Genomic DNA, 18,707 nt, shown 5'->3' with positions numbered 1-18,707 from the left:
AGCAAATAAAAATCATCCATCCAACTTTTGATTTCATTTAGAAATCAAAAAAACACACGCCCACCTTCAAAGGTGTAGCAACCCCCAAAAGTTAGACCAAAAAAATCTAACTTTTGAGGATCACTGCAACCTTTAAAGGCTACGTGTGTTTTTTGTTACTCGTTCATTTATCCATTCAACAAAGCGCGTTCCAAGAGCGCTCCAGCTTGGTGCTGCCCTTCTAAGTTTCGTTCACCTGAAAATTTCGACACACGATCCATGTTCGTGATCACAACGATGACCATGCTCTTTTTCCCTTGACTATGGATATACGGCAAATCCATTTGAGCAATTTTGGTGTCCACTGTCACCTGATCACCGACCTTTACAAGTACATCGAATCCTGCCCCATTCAAGTTGACAGTATCAATTCCCATATGGACTAAGACTTCTACGCCATTATTTGTTTTGATTCCTAACGCATGTTTGGAAGGGAAAATCGTAGTGACTTTTCCGCTGACCGGTGCAAAGATGGCGCCATCGATTGACTCGATTGCAAAACCATCCCCCATCATTTTCGTTGAAAAAACTTCATCTGGCACATCTTCTAAAGGAATATATTCCCCTTTAGCCACAGCGTGTAGATTCACTTCGTTCGTGTACTCAGTATCTTCTGCTTGTTCATTTGGTACTAAGAAATAAGTGATCGCAAAAGAGGAAACCAAGGCAATCACTATCCCAAGTACCGCAAACACAAAATACTGACCAATATAGGCGGGTAAGCTAAAAATACTTGATAAAATATAGCCGTAGATCCGAACACCGAAGAAACTGATAAACGCTGAAGCGATCGAGCTACCGATCGTTGCTGCCATAAACGCTTTCTTGTATTTTGATAAGATCCCGAAAAGTGCAGGTTCAGTGATTCCTAATAGACCAGAAACAGCAGAAGATAGAACCAATGATTTTTCTTCTTTTGATTTCACTTTCAAGTAAATAGCCGCTGTCGCCCCAGTGATCGCCATGTTTGCCATAAACATCATCGGCATCAACATGTCATAGCCTTGATTCGCAAAATTTTGTAAGGCAATTGGGGTCATCGCATGATGCAATCCAGTAAAGATTGCAATTGGACGGATCGCACCGACCACGATACCAGCTAACACTGGCGAGATTGAGAATAACCATGCCACACCAGCTGCTAAGAGGTTACCTAAATGAATACTGATTGGACCAATCACTGTTAGTGTCAATAATCCTGCAACAAACAGGGAAATGGTTGGTGTGAACACCGTCCGTAACACTTGTGGCAACAGCTTATCCACCCAACGATAAATGTAGCTGAGTGCTAATACCGCAAAAATGATCGGGATAACTGTTCCTGCATAATTAAAGACAGGAACTGGAATGATACCAAACAGTTGGAAAGCAGAGATCGAACCTTCAGCAACCGCTGTCGTCATGGTGGGAAATTGTAAAGTTGCAGCGATCGCAATCGCTAAATATGGATTCGTTTTGAAGATCCGAGCGGCAGAAGCAGCAACGAAAAATGGCAAGAAAGTAAATACGCCACTCGCAATCATATCAATGATCAAATACGTATCCGTCTGATTCGAAATGACATTCAATGCCACTAAACCGGCCATCAAACCCTTGATCATTCCTGCCCCAGCAATTGCTGGTACGATCGGACCAAATACACCGGAAACAGTATCCATAAATAAGGATACGACTCCTTTTTTCTCTCCTTCACTTCGTTCACTTGTTTCATCTAACCCTAATTCTTTCGCAATTGGTGCAAAATAGTCAGCGACTTCTGTACCGATCACAACTTGCAGTTGTTCGCTTTGATATTTTGTCCCCACCACTTTAGGTGTTTTTTCCAACGCAGCATAATCCACTTTTTTCTCATCTTTTAAATCAAACCGTAATCGTGTCATACAATGCCAAGCGTTGTTGATATTACTTGCTCCACCCACATGTTGTATGATTTGTTTTGCTATTTCTTCATGCTTCACTTGTTCTCCCCCTTATTCTCATCAAACAATAATTCCTGTTTCCGCTTTCACCCAAATAGTAGCATGTGGAACGCCACTTGTAAAACCAGTCCTTTTTAGTAAATAACCATAAAAAAAGCTTTAATATCAACGTTTTAAAAAATAGTGACGTAAAATTGGACTGATTTTTAGTTGGTTTAGATGTTTTTATTAGACCAAATTGACAGGATGTTCTTCCCCATGTTTCAATGAGGATGCACATGATTCATATTTATGTATATTGGAGTGAAAAAAATGACACCAACGATCATTACAAATATAAAAAGTTACGCAATCAAACCAGATCGTCACAACTTGTTAGTCGTAAAAGTTGAAACAGATAAAGGCGTGACCGGTTTCGGTTGCGGCACTTTCCAATTCCGTCCTTTGGCTGTCCAGACCGTAGTTGAAGAATACTTAAAACCTTTACTGATTGGACGCGATGCGAATCAAATCGAAGACCTTTGGCAAGTCATGAATGTCAATTCTTACTGGCGGAATGGGCCAATCACAAATAACGCCATTTCAGGTGTCGATATGGCGCTCTGGGATATCAAAGGGAAAATCGCTGATATGCCATTGTATCAGTTATTCGGCGGAAAAGCTCGAACAGCAATTCCTGCGTATACGCATGCTGTCGCAGATAATCTAGAGGACCTCGATCGTGAAATCGAAACATTTCTCGCACAAGGGTATCGCTATATTCGTTGTCAATTAGGTTTTTATGGGGGAAATCCAACGAATTTAGCAACACCTGAACAACCACTTGCTGGCTCTTATTTCGATCAAGAAGAATACATGTCTACTACGCTATCCATGTTTGAACATATCCAAAACAAATATGGCGATCGTTTCCAAATGTTACATGATGTTCACGAACGCTTGCATCCTAATCAAGCGATCCGTTTTGCAAAAAAAGCAGAAAAGTACAATCTTTTCTTTTTAGAAGATATTCTACCCCCAAACCAAAATGAATGGTTGGCTCAATTGCGAAGTCAATCAACGACTCCGATTGCTACTGGGGAATTGTTCAATAATCCAATGGAATGGAAAGAATTAGTTCGCAATCGCCAAATCGACTATATGCGTGCCCATGTCTCACAAATCGGCGGGATCACTCCTGCCTTGAAATTGGCACACTTTTGCGAAGCGATGGGGATACGAATCGCTTGGCATACGCCATCTGATATCACACCAATCGGCTTAGCAGTGAATACGCATTTGAACATCCACTTGCACAATGCGGCGATCCAAGAAAACATCGATATTCCTGAAAATACGAAACAACTTTTCGGAAATATCCCCACACCAAAAAAAGGCTTTTTCTACCCGATCGAACAAAGTGGGATCGGTGTCACATTCAATGAAGAACAGGCGGCAGAATTTCCAGTTGTCTATCGACCACACGAATGGACACAAAGCCGTACACCAGACGGCACGATCGTGACACCGTAATTCCCAAAAAAGCTATCCTTACACAAAACATGTAAGGATAGCTTTTTTTGGTTCCGCTGTATACCTATTATTACAATAATGAATACACGTGTAAACCTTAGTAGCTTTTTATGTAAAACATAATTCTCAAAAATCAATTTCTAAAGAATAATCTAAAATCTGTTTGACTTGAAGAAAATCGTCTTCTCTTATATGAATTTGTGTTGAGTTCACTCTTCCACGTATCTTGTAATCATTCAAAGAAACATACCCAGAAAAGTTGTTTCCCCCAGTCGTTACCGGACAGACAATAATATAGTTCGTTTTTTTATTGTAAGCATTTGAGGAAACAACTAAAGCTGGGTGCTTCCCTCTTATTTCCCTGCCAAAAGAAGGCGTAGAATTAAGTCAGATCAAATCACCTTGTTGAGGTTCATACATTTTTCCCAATCTCCTCTTTTGCTATTGTTTGCCATACCTCATCTTCATCCTTTTGAAATGGTTCATCCAATAAAAATGGATTTTCTATTTTTGGTGTGAATATTAATCCTCCATTCTTAGATTTATATACGACATATTCTGATCCAGCTTCAACCTGATACTGTCTAGGAATTGAAATATAGATAGAATTCCCTACTTTACGAGCTTTTACATTAAACATCATTTATCACTCCTCACAAAATAAATTTTACAACGTAAAAGATACTAATACAAAAATAAATCAATAGAGTGTCTCAGACCTTCTTAATCTTTTATTTAATGCCACATTCTCATTAAACACTTATTGAATATTGACTTAAAAAAGGCATATAATCAACTTAAATCACAATAATAATTTTAAGGAGAATGAACATCTATGTCGAATAAAACCCAAGCTGGGAGTAAACTTATTCAAGTTATTTGGTTGTTACAACTTTTAACTTTGTATACTTTTTTCCTAACAACTAACGATCAATCATATCAGCTATCGAATCTGATCATGAAGTTACTTATCATGCTCACGCTAGGTTTACAGAGTTTTTTTATACGTAGTAACAGAAACTATAAATTTGGTATTATCTTTACATACAATCAATCAACAATAGCTCAAATAGTTGAAAGACTTATTTGGTTCATACTTATTGTAAGTTATTTTTTTGTGTTTTATATTTTCTATTATAAATAATAGATATAACTTACTTCACTTATCAAGCATTTGTAAGAAAGCACTGATGATTTCGTTTTACGTTTCATCAGTGCTTTCTTCACAATTACTATCAACTAATTCGTTTTAATGTTTTCTCCCTTACCTTTCAAAAAAGCTATATTTTTACAGAAGTTTTTTCATTAAACTATTTTGATCCTACTCAACCCCTCAATCAATCCTCGACCGATGGATCTCACGGTCAAAGGGGCGGATGTAAGTCACTGAGTAGTCGATGGCAATGATACTGCTGTATTCATAGACTTGTCCATCTTCTAATATAGCTCGGTTCGTGATTTGCATGGCTGGTGTACCGCGTTTACATAGCAATATTTTTGATTGTTCTTTGGAAGTCGTGATTGGGTCATAACTCGTGATATAGTGAGAAATCCGATAGCCTTTTTGTTCCACATATTTTTGGATGGAATGCTCGATGATTTCTTGGGACAGGTCGGGAAACATTGCTACCGGCATTTTTGACATTTCTAACTGCTCGATTTTATAATCAACGATTCGAATACGTTCAAATGTCCAAACTTCGGCGCCTTCATCAAGTTGAAAGATTTTTTGCTCATCAGCTGTTGCTGGTGCTTTGTTTAAACTGATCATTTTTGAATGGATTCGATCATAAGGGGTACGTGTCAAAGAATTGAAGATCAAGGGATTTTTGACCCATTTCTCATGGATAAAGATGCCTGATCCTTGAACGACACGGACAATACCGATTTCTTCTAGGTTTTTGATCGCTTGTTGGATCGTAAAGCGAGAAACATGATAGATTTCCGCTAGTTTTCGTTGATTCGGTAATTTTCCATCTTTGAATTCTTCCTGATAGATTTTACTCAATAAATCTTGGACAATGAATTCTCGTTTTTTCATGATATTCTCCTTTACGGTTACATTCACTTCTTTATCTTAACAAAAAAACAACCAATCACAACCCACTCATGACGAGCCAGTGGAGAACGAAACGTATTTAGAACAAAAAAGCCACAAAAATTGGCAAAAAGAACCATTTTTGTGACTTCATCTAATCAATTGAAGTTGAATCTTTCTTCTTGATTATCCTAATTCAAACGTAATTCTTGACCAGGGTTAAAGAAGAAATCATCCATCGTCATGCCATTCAAGGACAAAATCGTCTCAACTGGTACACCCGTCCGTTGCGCAATTTGATTTGGACCTTCGCCTTCACGTACAACGGTTGTAGCTGCTTGATTGCTCGTATCTTCTGTGGACTGTGCCGTGTACTGATTGGCTTGTGACTCCGACGTTTCTGTTGTTTCTGGTGTCGCTTCTGCCGAAGGTGTCGTCTCTTCCGAAGAAGATTCGCTACTAGGTGTCGCTGCTTGAAGTTCCGCACTTGTTCGCAGATAAATATCGGAGATCCGAGCGACCTGTGCCGTGTAACTTGCAGATAGCTGATTGATCATGGTATCTAGGTCGATATCCTCTTTGTTGGAAGCATCTTGGTACATCCCTCTTAATTTACTGATTCCTTCATCCGATAAGGCTTGAAGTTCTCTAGCTTTTCGATTGGCAATGACCGAAAGACCATTGACACCGTCTTGATTGTTTTGGATCTCTGCCTGGTATTCTTCGATCAACACTGGGGTTTTATCTTCGATTTTTTTCGAATAATCTGCAACGACTGCTTGTAGTTGTTCAGAAATAGCTCCTGAAGGTTCTGTTGCTTCGCTACTTTCTTGTGTTGCTTCAGTTTCCGATGAAGCAGTAGTTGAAGCTGTGGACGATTGCGTCGTTTCACTCGTCTTTGCTACCGAGTTTTCACTGGCATTGTTTCTACTATGGAGATATAATCCAGTACCTGCACCAACCAGTAGTAAGACTACTGCAACAGCGGCACCGATTTTCATCATACGCATGCGTGATGCTTGTTTCTGTTGTTGTCTTCGAGCTGATCGAACATTGCCACGCTGTTCATTTTCTTCATTCATTTTATTCACCACCTGTTATTTCTGTAAAAAAAATAGCGTTACCAACTTTCTTGTAGTTCCATTGTAGCAAATAATAAGCGTTATGAACATTTTTTATTCTGTTATTACTGAAGAAAAATCACCATTTTTGATGATTCCAAGATTCTCCATCGATTTCTCCTTGCAACTGCTCGATCCGTTCATTGATTTCGACAAATAAGCGTGACATTTCATAAAGTAAGGCTTTGCCCTCATAATCCGCTTGCGTACTCAATTCGGCTAATTGTTCTGTCAACCATTGATCCATTATAAGGTCCTTCCTTTCATCTCTTGTAGTATAAATGTCAGATCTTCAATGTTTTCTTTGGCTTCTTCTAACATCGTTTCGATCATCTGCTGCTTCATCGGTGCTTTTTCCTTGATGCGTTCATTTTGCGCAAATCGTTCGATAAACCAATCGATCCGATTGATCAGTGAAGGTTTTTCGACTAATGTGAGATATTGCTGATAACTGATCAGGCGTTCAAACCGTTGTTCTTGAGTTAAGTACATGAACTGTGCTAAAACAAACGGAGGCAAAAAGGTCATCTGGAATTTATGGGCAATTCGTTGATACGGACGCAAATACTCCGAGATCGTATACTCTTCTTTCCCACCTGCTTGGTATTCTTTTTCACTCACGCCGGTTGTTAAGACGATCCCTAATTCTTTACCTGATAAGACTGCTGTTGCCGCTTCTAACACTTGGTCTTGCCACATTTTCAAATGGGCTGGCGCGCTATACCAATAGAAAGGAAATTGGAAGATGATCCGGTCATGCTCTTTCAATAAAGCAAGTTCTGCTTGAAGATCAATTTTCCCATCTGGATAACAAGCTTCTAGATGATGCCAAGTAGTCGATAGCTGGCTGGATGCTTCTTTAAAAAACTGTTGGTTCAACGATGTATCAATTGTCGGATGGCTGACAATAATCAATGTTTTCATAGCTTTTTCCTCCCGTTTTCTAGTCTAGCATATCCCAAGAAAAACCCAGTCAACAATGCCTTTATGTCTTAGGTTGCCCAAGAAATGATGGCTTGTTCTTCTAATTGCTTTTTTAATTGTTCTGCGGAAACTCCTTTGATCTTTTCGTTATTCATTCGTCTACGATAGTTTGTCGCCGTCTCACCAGTGAATTTCTTGAACATGCGGCTAAATACGACCAAACTATTGAAGCCGACTTGATAAGCGATTGCTTCAACGGATTCTTCCGTCAGAGATAAGAGAAACGCTGCCCGATTGATGCGAACACCGATCATATATTCTTTGATACTGATCCCCATGTGATTTTTGAACACACGAGAGAGATGACTTCGGTTAACGGATAATTTTTTTGCGATCTCCTCAACAGTCAAACGCTCGCTGTAATGTTCTTCGATATACTGTACCGCATCAACAGCGAGGGCTGAATAACTTTTTTGTTCTCCTAAATGAACATAGCCACCATCTTCTAATAAGAGCGCGAGCAATTGATACGTCAACGCATTTAATTGCAGCTCATCGACTAGATTTTTTGTCGAGTAATTCATACATGCCAAGATAATCTCCACATATCTAGCAATTTCTGAAGAAACCATCGTGTATTGATCATCTTTAAATAAAGAATGTTGAATGATTTTATCGGCTACTGACCCACCGAAGGAAATCCAACAGTAGACCCAAGGATCTTCACCATCCGCCAAATAAAAAGTAGAATCTCCCGGTCTAATCAAAAAAAGATCGCCTTTTTTCAATTGATATTGCTGATTTTTTACGCGATAGACCCCTTTTCCTTCCATCACGATATGCAAAATATAATCTTGACGAATGGCTGGTCCGAATGAATGAAAGGGCAATGTTTTAGAAAAACCGCAAAAATCAAAGTATAGTTCTTGTGAGATGGATTGATGTTCTTTTTTCAAAAAAATCGCTTTTTCCATTGACGTACCCTCTTTCGTATTTTCTTTATTCTACTATAGATGCAACAAAAAGTTAAATACTGCTCACAGAAATACATTCAAGTAAGTGCTCTTCTTTGATATGATTGAATGGTAAAAACAGTAACTACCTTATTGTAAACGCTTCATTTAATGGTATAGTTAATTTGATTAGGCGTAAACTGCGCCTACACCAACTACTAATCCAGCACCAAGAAAGGACTACTTAAATGGACATTACTAAAAAAACATTTGGACAATCTGCACAGTTGATTACTTTAACCAATCAACAGGGCACGACCCTCGCTGTTACTGATTTAGGCGCACGGATCGTCAGTTTGACATTCATGGATAGAGAGTTGATTCTAGGTTTTGATTCAGCAGAAGAATATCTCGAAAAAGATGCCTTTATCGGAGCAACGATCGGACGAACTGCTGGACGGATCGATGCAGGCAAATTCACCCTCGGCGGTCAGACGTATCAACTACCTGTCGATCCCGCAACTGGTCACTCCTTACATGGTAGTGCGCCAAGTTTTGAAGAAAAAATCTGGCAATACGAAATCATTGATGGCGAACAAGAAGCCACTGTGATCTTTACCACGACTAGTCCCGACAAAGAGCGTGGTTTTCCAGGGAATTTATCCGTAGAAGTTCGCTATACCCTTACAGAAGATAATATTTGGCGTGTCACAACGAAAGCAGTCAGTGATCAATTGACACTATTCAACCCAACCAATCATGTTTATTTCAACTTGAGTGGTGATGTGACGCAACCAATCGATGACCATACGCTGTGGGTCAACAGCCACGCCTTTGCTGAATTACGACCGGACAGCATTCCGACAGGTGAACAATTAGAAGTGACTGGAACACCTTTTGACTTTCAAACACCAACAAAACTCACGACTGTTTTCACCAGTGACTTTCCACAAAAAGAATTATTTGATGGAATCGATCATCCGTTCTTCCTAAAGGAAACAGGCTTAGATAAAACAGCCGCTTCTCTTTTAAGTCCAGATGAAGCAATCAAAGTCAGCGTCAGGACGGATGCATCGAGTATCGTCATTTTCACTGCCAACTTTGGGGAAGATACACCTGACATGCGCGGGCAACGTTTAGCGAACCATGGCGGGATCACTTTTGAAACACAAATCGCTCCAGGAGCAGAACGTTACCCTTCTTTCGGCGACATATCTTTGGTACCGGAAACACCATTTGAGACGATTACAGAATTCAAACTTGAAGCAAGAGAGGAACAAGACAGATGAATAAAACAGCACATTTAACAACGAAATTCAACGAATTATTTGGTGAAAAACCAACAACAAACTATTTTTCACCTGGACGAATCAACTTGATTGGTGAACACACGGACTACAACGGCGGACACGTTTTTCCTGCATCGATCACTTATGGCACTTACGGCGTTGCTGCACATCGAGAAGACAACAAAGTATTAGTTTACTCAACAAACTTTGAGGAAATCGGCGTGATCGAATTCACGCTTGATGACCTGACATTTGATAAAAAAGACAACTGGGCAAATTATGTCAAAGGCATGATCTTGAAACTAAAAGAAGCTGGCTATACCATCGAGAGCGGTTTTGAATTGGTGATTGAAGGAACGATCCCTAATGGTGCCGGACTTTCTAGCAGTGCTTCGTTAGAATTATTAGTGGGGGTTGTTCTGGAAGATTTGTTTGATTTAGCGATCGATCGTTTGACACTCGTTCAAACTGGAAAAAAAGTAGAAAATGAATTCATTGGTGTCAATTCAGGGATCATGGATCAATTTGCGATCGGTTTTGGTGAGATCGACCATGCCATCTTGCTAGATACGAATACATTACACTATGAAATGGTCCCAGTTAAATTAGATGGCTATGCCGTGGTTATCATGAACACGAATAAGCGACGTGAATTAGCAGAATCGAAGTATAATGAACGCCGCAGTGAATGTGAAGAAGCATTGAAACGTCTGCAAACGAAGCTGGACATCAAAGCTTTAGGTGAATTGGATGAAGCGACTTTCGAAGCGCATACGGACTTGATCGGTGATGATACCTTGATCCGTCGTGCACGTCACGCAGTCACTGAAAATCAACGAACATTAAAAGCAAAAGCTGAATTAGAGCAAGGAAACTTAGAAGCATTTGGTCAATTATTGAATGACTCTCATTACTCACTCCGTCATGATTACGAAGTCACAGGCATCGAATTAGATACACTTGTAGATGCTGCACAAGCACAACCTGGTGTTTTAGGCGCACGTATGACAGGAGCAGGATTTGGCGGCTGTGCCATCGCTCTAGTCAAAGAAGAGGAAATCCCCGCCTTTAAAGAAAATGTCCATGCACGTTATTTAGAGGTTGTAGGATATGAACCAGAGTTTTATGTAGCACATATCGGAAGCGGTACGACGAAAATTTAGTTAAAAACAGAAACATGCGTCTGGGCTTGGCAAACAACCAAACTCAGGCGCATATTTTATTGAATCATGATTTTGAATCTAGTTTAAATAATTTTGAAAAAATGTAAAAATCAGCTGTTGATTAGTTGAATCTTATTTTAATTATAAATTTCTTTTTCAGTTAAAAAGACAGAAAGAATGTATTTGCATTCTTTCTGTCCCAATCATTCTAAAATTCTTTATTCCTCATATCACTATTCTGACTTGCGACTCTACAAAGTGTTCAATCGTTTAACCTAAGATCTCAACAATCGCTTTGTTGAACTCAGGCAAATCATCTGGTGTACGGCTAGTAATTAATTGATTATCGATCACCACTGCTTCATCTTTGACATTGGCGCCAGCGTAAGCCACATCTGGACGAACAGTGTCATAGGCAGTCATTGTTCTACCTTCTGTTAGACCGGTTTGGATAAACAATTGTGGGCCATGACAGATAGCAAATAACGGTTGGTCATTTTTCAAGAAGTAAGTAACGAAATCAACAAAACGTTGGTCCTTACGTAATTGATCCGGTGAGAATCCTCCAGGGATCAAGAGCGCATCGAAATCTTCAGGAGAAACTTCATCAATGCTGCGATCGATCGTGAACTCGCCACCTTTTTTGCCTTTGATCGTTTGGTTTGCTTCAAAACCAATCGTTGTCACTTCATTCCCCGCATTTTCCAATGCTTCTTTTGGTGAAGTCAACTCAATATCTTCGACTAAATCAGTTACGATTGCTGCAATTTTTTTTGCCATTTTTCCTCTTCCTTTCTTATCGCTTGATTCTAGCCTAAAGGATTTCAGAAAAGTGTGCAAATCATCTGTTTATGATTTATAACTTATTTTATTTAAAAGAAAAATGATAGTTTCTCTTTTAAAGTTAAGCACCTAGTTTTTCACGAACTATGGCTTCGGTCAATGTCTTTGAAAAATTTAGATGCATTTCTTTACCTAACTTATCTGCCCATTTTGGAATCGTTAACGTCTTTTTTATAGGTTCCTCTGAGCCTAAATATTCTGTTAGATCTACAGAGACCATTGAAATAAATGATTTTTCAGCATCATATTCTAATATGAACTCGGAGTCACTTTTAAAAGGGTTATTTTCTATAAGTGACAATGCACTGATAAGAGATGGTTCAGGTAATGTTCGGTCTTCTTCTATCTCAGCCGCCAAAAGAATACCTAAGTAATCAGAGGCATTTTCGAGCGCTTCAGGAATGTCAGATCCGCTTGTACCAGCCATCTCCGGAAAATCTGGAAAGAAAACAGAAAATCCCGAGTCATAGCCTTCACTTGTTTCTAAATAGAATAATGCCGGATATGAAACAAGCATGATTCTCCTCCTCTCTCAAGAAACAGGAACAGAGCGATTTTAACCCTGCCTGCCTCAGTATCGCATGTTCTGTCCCTTTAGGTAGCTTGTAAGGAACAATGATTGGTCGATTTACTCCTGGTAGTTTCACTTTTATATGAGAACCTTTTCCACCCTTAACTTTTAACCCACCTATGGAAATCAAGAGTTTGACCATTTCCTGTTGTGTCATTGGCATTGTTACAATACCTCCCGACATATCTATACTAACACGTGTAACACGTGAAGAAAAGTAAAAACACGTGCTATACGTGTTAAGTTAATATATATCTATTTACCATCATAAAATAAACAAAGAAAAATTATCCAACAAAAAATAAACCAAAGCAGCTATCGAAGTTTGGCTGCTTTGGTTTATTTTCTTTGGAGCGACTGACTATTCTCACGGCTACGGTACACTGGATATTCTCCAATCAATTGGACTGGAAATGATCGTTGTTCCAGTAGCTTGATTGCTTCGTTCAATTTTGTATCTGCTTGTTCAATCTCTACTTCAATCACGAAAAAGTATTCACCTAACGAGGTTTTTTGCGGTCTAGACTCGATTTTGGTCAAATTAAGTTTTTTTTCTGCAAATACCGCAAGTACTTGATATAACGCACCTGGGCGATTTTCTGGCAAGTCTACAAATAGTGTTGCTTTGTAAGTACTGACTGGTAACTTAGATGACATCGGTGAGGAACCTAGTAGCCAAAAACGGGTTTCATTGTTGCGGATCGATTGAATATCTTGCTGAACGATGGTCAAACCAAACTGTTCCGCAGCTTCTTTAGGTCCGATTGCCGCGATTTTTTGTTCAGGATGCTCGGCAACTTGTTGGGCACCTTGGGCAGTCGAACCCATTTGCTCGATTTCCACGTCAGGGAACTGTTGCTTCAAAAATACTTGCGATTGTGCCAACGCTTGCGGATGACTACAGATTTTTGTTACCTCTTGCCACGTCTGTTGATGCTCAGGATGCACCATCAATTGTTGCTTGATGGGCAAAACGATTTCTCCTTGGATCGTTGGTAAGGTTTCATAGACATGGTCTAATGTGGGCAATACGGAACCTTCGATGGAATTTTCGATCGGTACCATCGCATAATCGATCGCATCGTTGATCTGGGCATCAATCAAATTTGTTAAAGCTTGATACGGAGACCAATCGCCTTCGTTGAAATAATTCTTTACTGCACTATATGTGAAGGAACCTTTTGGGCCTAGATAACCAATTTTCATCGATTCATCACCTGCTTTATGATTTCTGAGACAACTTCTGCTGGTGATTTACCAGTTGTTTCTATCGTAAGATCTGCTAATGTTTCATAGTGTTTTTTTCGCGAAAAAAATAATTCTTTTAACTCTGTATCATCTTTATCGAGTGCCAACGGACGGGCTTGTTTGTGATCTTGGCGGATACGTTTGATTAAAAGATCGGGATCAGCTTTTAAGTAAACCACCAGATGATCTGTCAGCAGTCGTTGATTTTCTTCTTGTAGGATAACCCCACCACCTGTCGCAATGATCGCTTCTTCTTGCAACGAGGTTTTCAACAGGTTCGTTTCTTCCTGTCGAAAGGCAGCTTCGCCATGTAATTCAAAATACTGACTGATCGAACAGCCAAACTCCTCGACTAGTTTTGTATCCATATCGATCAATGGTTTCTTTAACTGCATAGAAAGCTTGCGACTGATCGTTGTTTTACCGGCGCCCATAAAACCAATCAGCACAATCGCAGCCATTAGTTTTTCTCCTTGATCAGATCAGCTAGATCAGTGAAGAAGTCAGGATAAGAAATATTTACCGCTTCTGGATGGTTCAATTCAACTGGCTCATCGGTCAATAACGCGGCAATCTGTAACATCATGCCAATGCGATGATCCCCATGACTGTCAACAATTGCCCCATGTAAAGGTGTTGGACCATGAATGATCAGCCCGTCATCTGTTGTTTCGATGTTTGCGCCCATTTTTATCAATTCTTCCGCTGTCGCATCGATGCGATTTGTTTCTTTCACTTTTAATTCTTGTGCGTCCCGAATGATCGTCGTGCCTTGTGCTTGTGTCGCAGCTAATGCCAAAATTGGTAATTCATCGATCAAGCGAGGAATGATTTCTCCTTCGATCGTACACGCCTGCAAGTTGGCAGAACGTACCATTAAGTCAGCCGCTTGATTTTGTTGATCGATCTGCATTTCTTGGATCGAAGCACCCATTTCGATCAATACATCTAAAATCCCTGTTCGTGTTGGATTGATTCCTACTTGTTTCAATAAGACTTCACTATCTGGCAAAATACTTGCTGCGACTAGATAAAAGGCTGCTGACGAAATATCTCCAGGTACCGCCACGTTTTGTCCAACTAACCGTTGCCCGCCAGCAAGTGTGATCACTTTATTTTCTACTCTTATCTCTCCGCCAAATTGTTTGATCATTTCTTCTGTATGATTCCGTGATCGTTCTTTTTCGATGATCGTTGTCTCACCATCTGCTTGAAGTGCTGCGAATAAAATCGCTGATTTGACTTGCGCACTGGCAATCGGCATCTCATATTCGATTGGTTTCAAAGGCCCACCAGTCACTCGTAAAGGTGGTAGATCTGGATGTTCGATCCCTTTAAGATCCGCACCCATTTCACGTAAAGGATTCATCACTCTCCCCATCGGGCGACGATTCAACGAGTCATCTCCAGACACTTCTGCCGAAATCTTACTTCCAGCTAAAATCCCTAAAAGTAAACGGATCGTTGTACCAGAATTACCTGCATCTAAACGTTCTGTTGGTGTTTGTAATCCCTCTACGCCATGACCATAAACATGGATTCTCTCTTCTTCCTCTTCTATTCTCACACCTAATTGTCTAAATATGGATATCGTACTCAAGCAATCTTCTGCTTTTAAAAAGTTCGTTATCGTCGTTTTTCCATGACTGATTGCACCAAACATGATGCTGCGATGAGAAATCGACTTATCTGCTGGAACCGTTAGCTCACCTTTGATTCCATGTGTCGCGTTAAGTAATTTCATTGTCTCAACTCCTGATCCAACAGTGAAAATTTTCCGCTTGAATCAATGCTTGCCCTTTTTCTAAATCGGTTTGATTTTTGAAGGACAATTCAAGGACTCCGAAAATATCTTCTCTAGTTTCTTGTATTTTTAGATTGATGATTGAAATATCTGCTTGGCTCAAAGCCGTTGTTACCTTAGCAACTGCACCGGAAATATCCGGAATATCAACGTATAGATCATAGAATGCTGGAATCGTTCCTTGTCGTTTCTTCGGCAACTGATCTCTTGTCTGCTTCGCTTGTGCAAAAAATCGATAAATGGCATCTTCATCATTTTTCGCAAGTTGTGTTTTCAATGTTTCCATGGAGGATTGCCATTCTGCTAGTAAGGACAGCATGATTTCTTGATTTGTCAATAAAATATCTGTCCACATTTTGGGGTCGGATGAAGCAATTCGGGTAATATCCCGAAATCCTCCGGCGGCAAGTTGGGATGCTCTTGGATGTTTCTGATTGAGTTCCTCACTGGTTTGCACTAAACCAGCAGCCACGATATGAGGCAAATGGCTTAAAACACCCACAATCTCGTCATGATTTTTGGCTTCCATCAACACAAATTTTGCTCGAGTCGGTTCTAATAGTTCCATCAGTTCAGCTACACGATCACTCTCATGATCATTGGTCAATATATAATAAGCTTCCTCGAACAAATTGGGATTGCCGGCTTTGACTCCAGATTTATGCGAGCCTGCCATTGGGTGTCCACCAATAAAAGTAAAAGGTAATTCCTTAGCCGCTGTCATGATTGCTGCTTTCGTACTGCCAGTATCACTGACCAATACAGTTTCCTTTAGCGGAAGTGTCGCTAATTGTTGCAAATAGTCCAAACTAACTTGTACAGGAACCGCTAATAAAATAACATCCATTTGACTTGCTTCTTCGATCCCAGACACCAGATGATCCACTAATTGGACTTCTTCTGCAATTTTTCTTGTTTCTGCTGAATGATCCCATCCATAAAGAGTCACATTCGATCCTTTGATGGCTCGGCAAAGCGAAGCACCAATCAGACCTAAACCTAAGACAAATACCTTTTTCTTCATATCAGTCTCCTCACTAAAAGTCTTGGATCATCTGCCGATGACTGGCAACAGATTTTTTCAGCTCACTCATGTTATCCGCTGGGAAATGTTCAAGGATCTCCACGGCAAGTGCTGTTGCAATGACGTGCTCAGCCACCACAGAAGCTGCTGGCACAGCGGTACTGTCGGAACGTTCGACACTTGCTTTATAGGCTTCTTTCGTGTCGATATCCACACTCATCAATGGCTTATAAAGTGTAGGGATCGGTTTCATCACACCACGAACGATGATTTGTTCCCCATTTGTCATCCCACCTTCAAATCCACCTAAATGGTTCGTTGTCCGGCGGTAGCCTTGTTCTTGATCCCAGGTGATTTCATCCATGACTTTAGAACCCGGTAAAGTCGCTGCATCAAAACCGATCCCAAATTCTACCCCTTTGAAGGCATTGATACTCAGCATGGCTTGTGCTAATTTTCCATCTAATTTTTTATCCCATTGGACATAACTACCCAAACCAGCCGGTACATTTTCAACCCGGACTTCGACGACACCACCTAAGGTATCACCTGCTTTTTTCGTCTCATCGATCAATGTTTTGACTTGTTCTTCGATCTCAAGGTCTACCATATTGACTTCGGAGATCGTTGTTTTTTCCTTGATCACCGCCACAGGTAGCACTTCAGGAATCGTTGCTTTGACCCCTCCAAGAACTGCTACGTGACTGGCAATTTCAATATCTAGTGCTGCTAGGATCTGTTTTGCTAAAGAGCCGATTGCTACACGCATGGTCGTTTCTCTAGCTGAAGACCGTTCTAACACATTCCTAAGATCTTGATGTTGGTATTTCATTCCACCAACTAGATCCGCATGTCCTGGACGAGGTTTGGCTACTCGACGACGTGTGACATGTTTTTCTTCGATTGGCTCGACTGACATCACCGTCTGCCAATTCTTCCAGTCTTTATTCTCCACGATCATTGTGATTGGCGAACCAAGCGTTTTACCATGTCGAATACCTGAGGTGATTTGGACACGATCTTTCTCGATCTTCATTCTGCCACCACGACCGTAACCCCCTTGTCGCCTCGCAAGATCTTCATTGATTTTTTCAAGTGAAACTTCTAAACCTGCCGGGATACCTTCAATAATGGCAGTTAACTGTGGTCCATGAGATTCTCCTGCTGTTAAAAAACGCATTTAGTTCCCCTCCTTTAAATACTCTTTCACGGACTCAAGCGGAATTTCTTGGATTCTTGCTTGTCCGATTTTATCTAATAAAATAATTTTCAATGTCTTTCCACGTGCCTTTTTATCGTGGGTGATCGCATCATAAAGGGATTGCTCCTCCCAAGGTTGGTACTTGATCGGTAACTGATACTTTTCGATCATTTGGATCAATTGCGCAGTGATACCCACTGGTGATTGTCCCATCCTTTCGGCTTGTTTGGTGATTTGCACCATACCGATCGCTACGGCTTCGCCATGACTGATCTGACCATAACCAGCAGTATTTTCGATGGCATGTCCGATCGTATGGCCAAAGTTCAGTAACAAACGATTCCCGTTATCGAATTGATCTTCTTCAACAACTTGTTTCTTCACACGCAACGCCTTTTCAATGATTTTTTCACTATTAGCCAGTAAGTCAGCAACTCCTGTTAAGCTTGCCAAATCTTGCCATAGCGTTTCATCACTGATTGCGCCACACTTGATGATCTCAGCAATTCCCTCTTGGATTCTACGCTCTGATAACGTCATTAACGTCTCTGGATCGATCAATACCCCGTCTGGTTGTGCAAATGTCCCAATCATATTTTTCGCCATGGGTGCATTGATTGCTGTTTTTCCTCCAATGCTTGAATCGACCTGTGCCAGTAAGGAAGTCGGGATCTGGACAAATGAAATCCCTCGCATATAGGTGGAAGCAACGAAACTGGCTAAATCGCCGATCACTCCTCCTCCAAGCGCAATCACCGCATCACTACGCGTAAATTGTTCTTCTGCTAAAAACGCATAGAGGTTAGCTGCCATGTCGAATGATTTGCTACTCTCCCCAGCTGGAACAACATAATGGACGACTTCGTAGCTTGCCCGCAACTGTTGACAAATTTTTTCGCCGTATATCGGAAAAACATTCGTATCACTGATAATCGCGATTTTTTTATTTTTCCAGATTCCTTCGATCCACTCAGACACATGATCGAGTGCATTTCGTTCAATGATGATCTCATAGCTTTTTTCTGGTAAGACAACTTCTAACATGACGCTCCTCTTTT

The 18,707-nt window shown here is 40.4% G+C and carries 18 protein-coding genes and 2 pseudogenes; 3 read left to right on the top strand and 17 right to left on the bottom strand.

What is annotated here, in order from left to right:
- Positions 1-167: 167 nt before the first annotated feature.
- On the bottom strand, positions 168-1,997 hold the full coding sequence (locus tag IGJ00_RS02830; RefSeq protein WP_074801562.1) for a glucose PTS transporter subunit IIA: 1,830 nt from the start codon (positions 1,995-1,997) through the stop codon (positions 168-170).
- Between the two features lie 273 nt (positions 1,998-2,270).
- On the opposite strand from IGJ00_RS02830, the gene IGJ00_RS02825 reads away from it, so the two are divergent.
- Positions 2,271-3,470 carry an enolase C-terminal domain-like protein gene (locus IGJ00_RS02825; RefSeq protein WP_074801564.1) on the top strand — a complete coding sequence of 400 codons (1,200 nt, stop codon included), beginning with the start codon at positions 2,271-2,273 and terminating at the stop codon, positions 3,468-3,470.
- 126 nt (positions 3,471-3,596) lie between these two features.
- Here the strand turns inward: IGJ00_RS02825 and IGJ00_RS02820 are convergent.
- The 7 genes and pseudogenes from IGJ00_RS02820 to IGJ00_RS02790 form a co-directional block, all read right to left on the bottom strand.
- A pseudogene (locus tag IGJ00_RS02820) lies at positions 3,597-3,836 on the bottom strand (type II toxin-antitoxin system PemK/MazF family toxin); the annotation flags it as partial.
- 46 nt (positions 3,837-3,882) lie between these two features.
- Positions 3,883-4,110, bottom strand: a complete 228-nt coding sequence (gene mazE / locus IGJ00_RS02815) for a type II toxin-antitoxin system PemI/MazE family antitoxin (RefSeq protein ID WP_229078064.1) — start codon at positions 4,108-4,110, stop codon at positions 3,883-3,885.
- 693 nt (positions 4,111-4,803) lie between these two features.
- Positions 4,804-5,511 carry a GntR family transcriptional regulator gene (locus IGJ00_RS02810; protein ID WP_115357299.1) on the bottom strand — a complete coding sequence of 236 codons (708 nt, stop codon included), beginning with the start codon at positions 5,509-5,511 and terminating at the stop codon, positions 4,804-4,806.
- Positions 5,512-5,699: 188 nt separating this feature from the next.
- Positions 5,700-6,590, bottom strand: coding sequence for a LysM peptidoglycan-binding domain-containing protein (locus IGJ00_RS02805; protein ID WP_438844090.1), 891 nt, complete (start codon positions 6,588-6,590; stop codon positions 5,700-5,702).
- A 118-nt stretch (positions 6,591-6,708) separates the two neighbouring features.
- On the bottom strand, positions 6,709-6,876 hold the full coding sequence (locus IGJ00_RS02800) for a hypothetical protein (RefSeq protein WP_176285257.1): 168 nt from the start codon (positions 6,874-6,876) through the stop codon (positions 6,709-6,711).
- The gene (locus tag IGJ00_RS02795) at positions 6,876-7,553 is read right to left on the bottom strand and encodes an NAD(P)H-dependent oxidoreductase (protein ID WP_195514025.1); all 678 of its coding nucleotides are present in this window, start codon (positions 7,551-7,553) and stop codon (positions 6,876-6,878) included. The genes IGJ00_RS02800 and IGJ00_RS02795 overlap by 1 nt, the downstream gene beginning before the upstream one ends.
- Before the next feature lie 68 nt (positions 7,554-7,621).
- The gene (locus IGJ00_RS02790) at positions 7,622-8,527 is read right to left on the bottom strand and encodes an AraC family ligand binding domain-containing protein (protein WP_438844089.1); all 906 of its coding nucleotides are present in this window, start codon (positions 8,525-8,527) and stop codon (positions 7,622-7,624) included.
- Positions 8,528-8,754: 227 nt separating this feature from the next.
- On the opposite strand from IGJ00_RS02790, the gene IGJ00_RS02785 reads away from it, so the two are divergent.
- Positions 8,755-9,795 (top strand): aldose epimerase family protein, encoded by a 1,041-nt coding sequence (locus IGJ00_RS02785; RefSeq protein WP_142433671.1) that lies wholly within the window; start codon positions 8,755-8,757, stop codon positions 9,793-9,795.
- On the top strand, positions 9,792-10,958 hold the full coding sequence (locus tag IGJ00_RS02780) for a galactokinase (protein ID WP_430604391.1): 1,167 nt from the start codon (positions 9,792-9,794) through the stop codon (positions 10,956-10,958). The genes IGJ00_RS02785 and IGJ00_RS02780 overlap by 4 nt, the downstream gene beginning before the upstream one ends.
- 270 nt (positions 10,959-11,228) lie before the next feature.
- On the opposite strand, the gene IGJ00_RS02775 is transcribed toward IGJ00_RS02780, so the two are convergent.
- The 9 genes and pseudogenes from IGJ00_RS02775 to aroB form a co-directional block, all read right to left on the bottom strand.
- On the bottom strand, positions 11,229-11,738 hold the full coding sequence (locus IGJ00_RS02775) for a type 1 glutamine amidotransferase domain-containing protein (protein WP_086334324.1): 510 nt from the start codon (positions 11,736-11,738) through the stop codon (positions 11,229-11,231).
- Between the two features lie 124 nt (positions 11,739-11,862).
- Positions 11,863-12,318 carry a hypothetical protein gene (locus IGJ00_RS02770; RefSeq protein WP_086334323.1) on the bottom strand — a complete coding sequence of 152 codons (456 nt, stop codon included), beginning with the start codon at positions 12,316-12,318 and terminating at the stop codon, positions 11,863-11,865.
- A 40-nt stretch (positions 12,319-12,358) separates the two neighbouring features.
- A pseudogene (locus tag IGJ00_RS02765) lies at positions 12,359-12,535 on the bottom strand (type II toxin-antitoxin system HicA family toxin); the annotation flags it as partial.
- Between the two features lie 176 nt (positions 12,536-12,711).
- On the bottom strand, positions 12,712-13,578 hold the full coding sequence (gene pheA, locus IGJ00_RS02760) for a prephenate dehydratase (protein WP_438844088.1): 867 nt from the start codon (positions 13,576-13,578) through the stop codon (positions 12,712-12,714).
- Positions 13,575-14,081, bottom strand: a complete 507-nt coding sequence (locus tag IGJ00_RS02755) for a shikimate kinase (protein WP_115357291.1) — start codon at positions 14,079-14,081, stop codon at positions 13,575-13,577. Before IGJ00_RS02755 ends, pheA begins: the two co-directional genes overlap by 4 nt.
- Complete coding sequence (gene aroA, locus IGJ00_RS02750; protein WP_438844087.1) at positions 14,081-15,364, bottom strand: 3-phosphoshikimate 1-carboxyvinyltransferase; 1,284 nt, start codon at positions 15,362-15,364, stop codon at positions 14,081-14,083. Before aroA ends, IGJ00_RS02755 begins: the two co-directional genes overlap by 1 nt.
- Positions 15,365-15,368: 4 nt before the next feature.
- Positions 15,369-16,448, bottom strand: coding sequence for a prephenate dehydrogenase (locus tag IGJ00_RS02745; RefSeq protein ID WP_074801597.1), 1,080 nt, complete (start codon positions 16,446-16,448; stop codon positions 15,369-15,371).
- A 13-nt stretch (positions 16,449-16,461) separates the two neighbouring features.
- On the bottom strand, positions 16,462-17,628 hold the full coding sequence (aroC, locus tag IGJ00_RS02740; RefSeq protein WP_010736270.1) for a chorismate synthase: 1,167 nt from the start codon (positions 17,626-17,628) through the stop codon (positions 16,462-16,464).
- Positions 17,629-18,693, bottom strand: coding sequence for a 3-dehydroquinate synthase (gene aroB, locus IGJ00_RS02735; RefSeq protein ID WP_438844086.1), 1,065 nt, complete (start codon positions 18,691-18,693; stop codon positions 17,629-17,631). It abuts the gene before it with no gap.
- Positions 18,694-18,707 lie beyond the last annotated feature (14 nt).

The organism is Enterococcus sp. AZ062, assembly GCF_051715065.1.
GTDB classification, from domain to species: domain Bacteria; phylum Bacillota; class Bacilli; order Lactobacillales; family Enterococcaceae; genus Enterococcus_B; species Enterococcus_B mundtii.
Note: the sequence above shows the minus strand (reverse complement) of the source record. Positions and strands in the feature narration are given on the sequence as shown.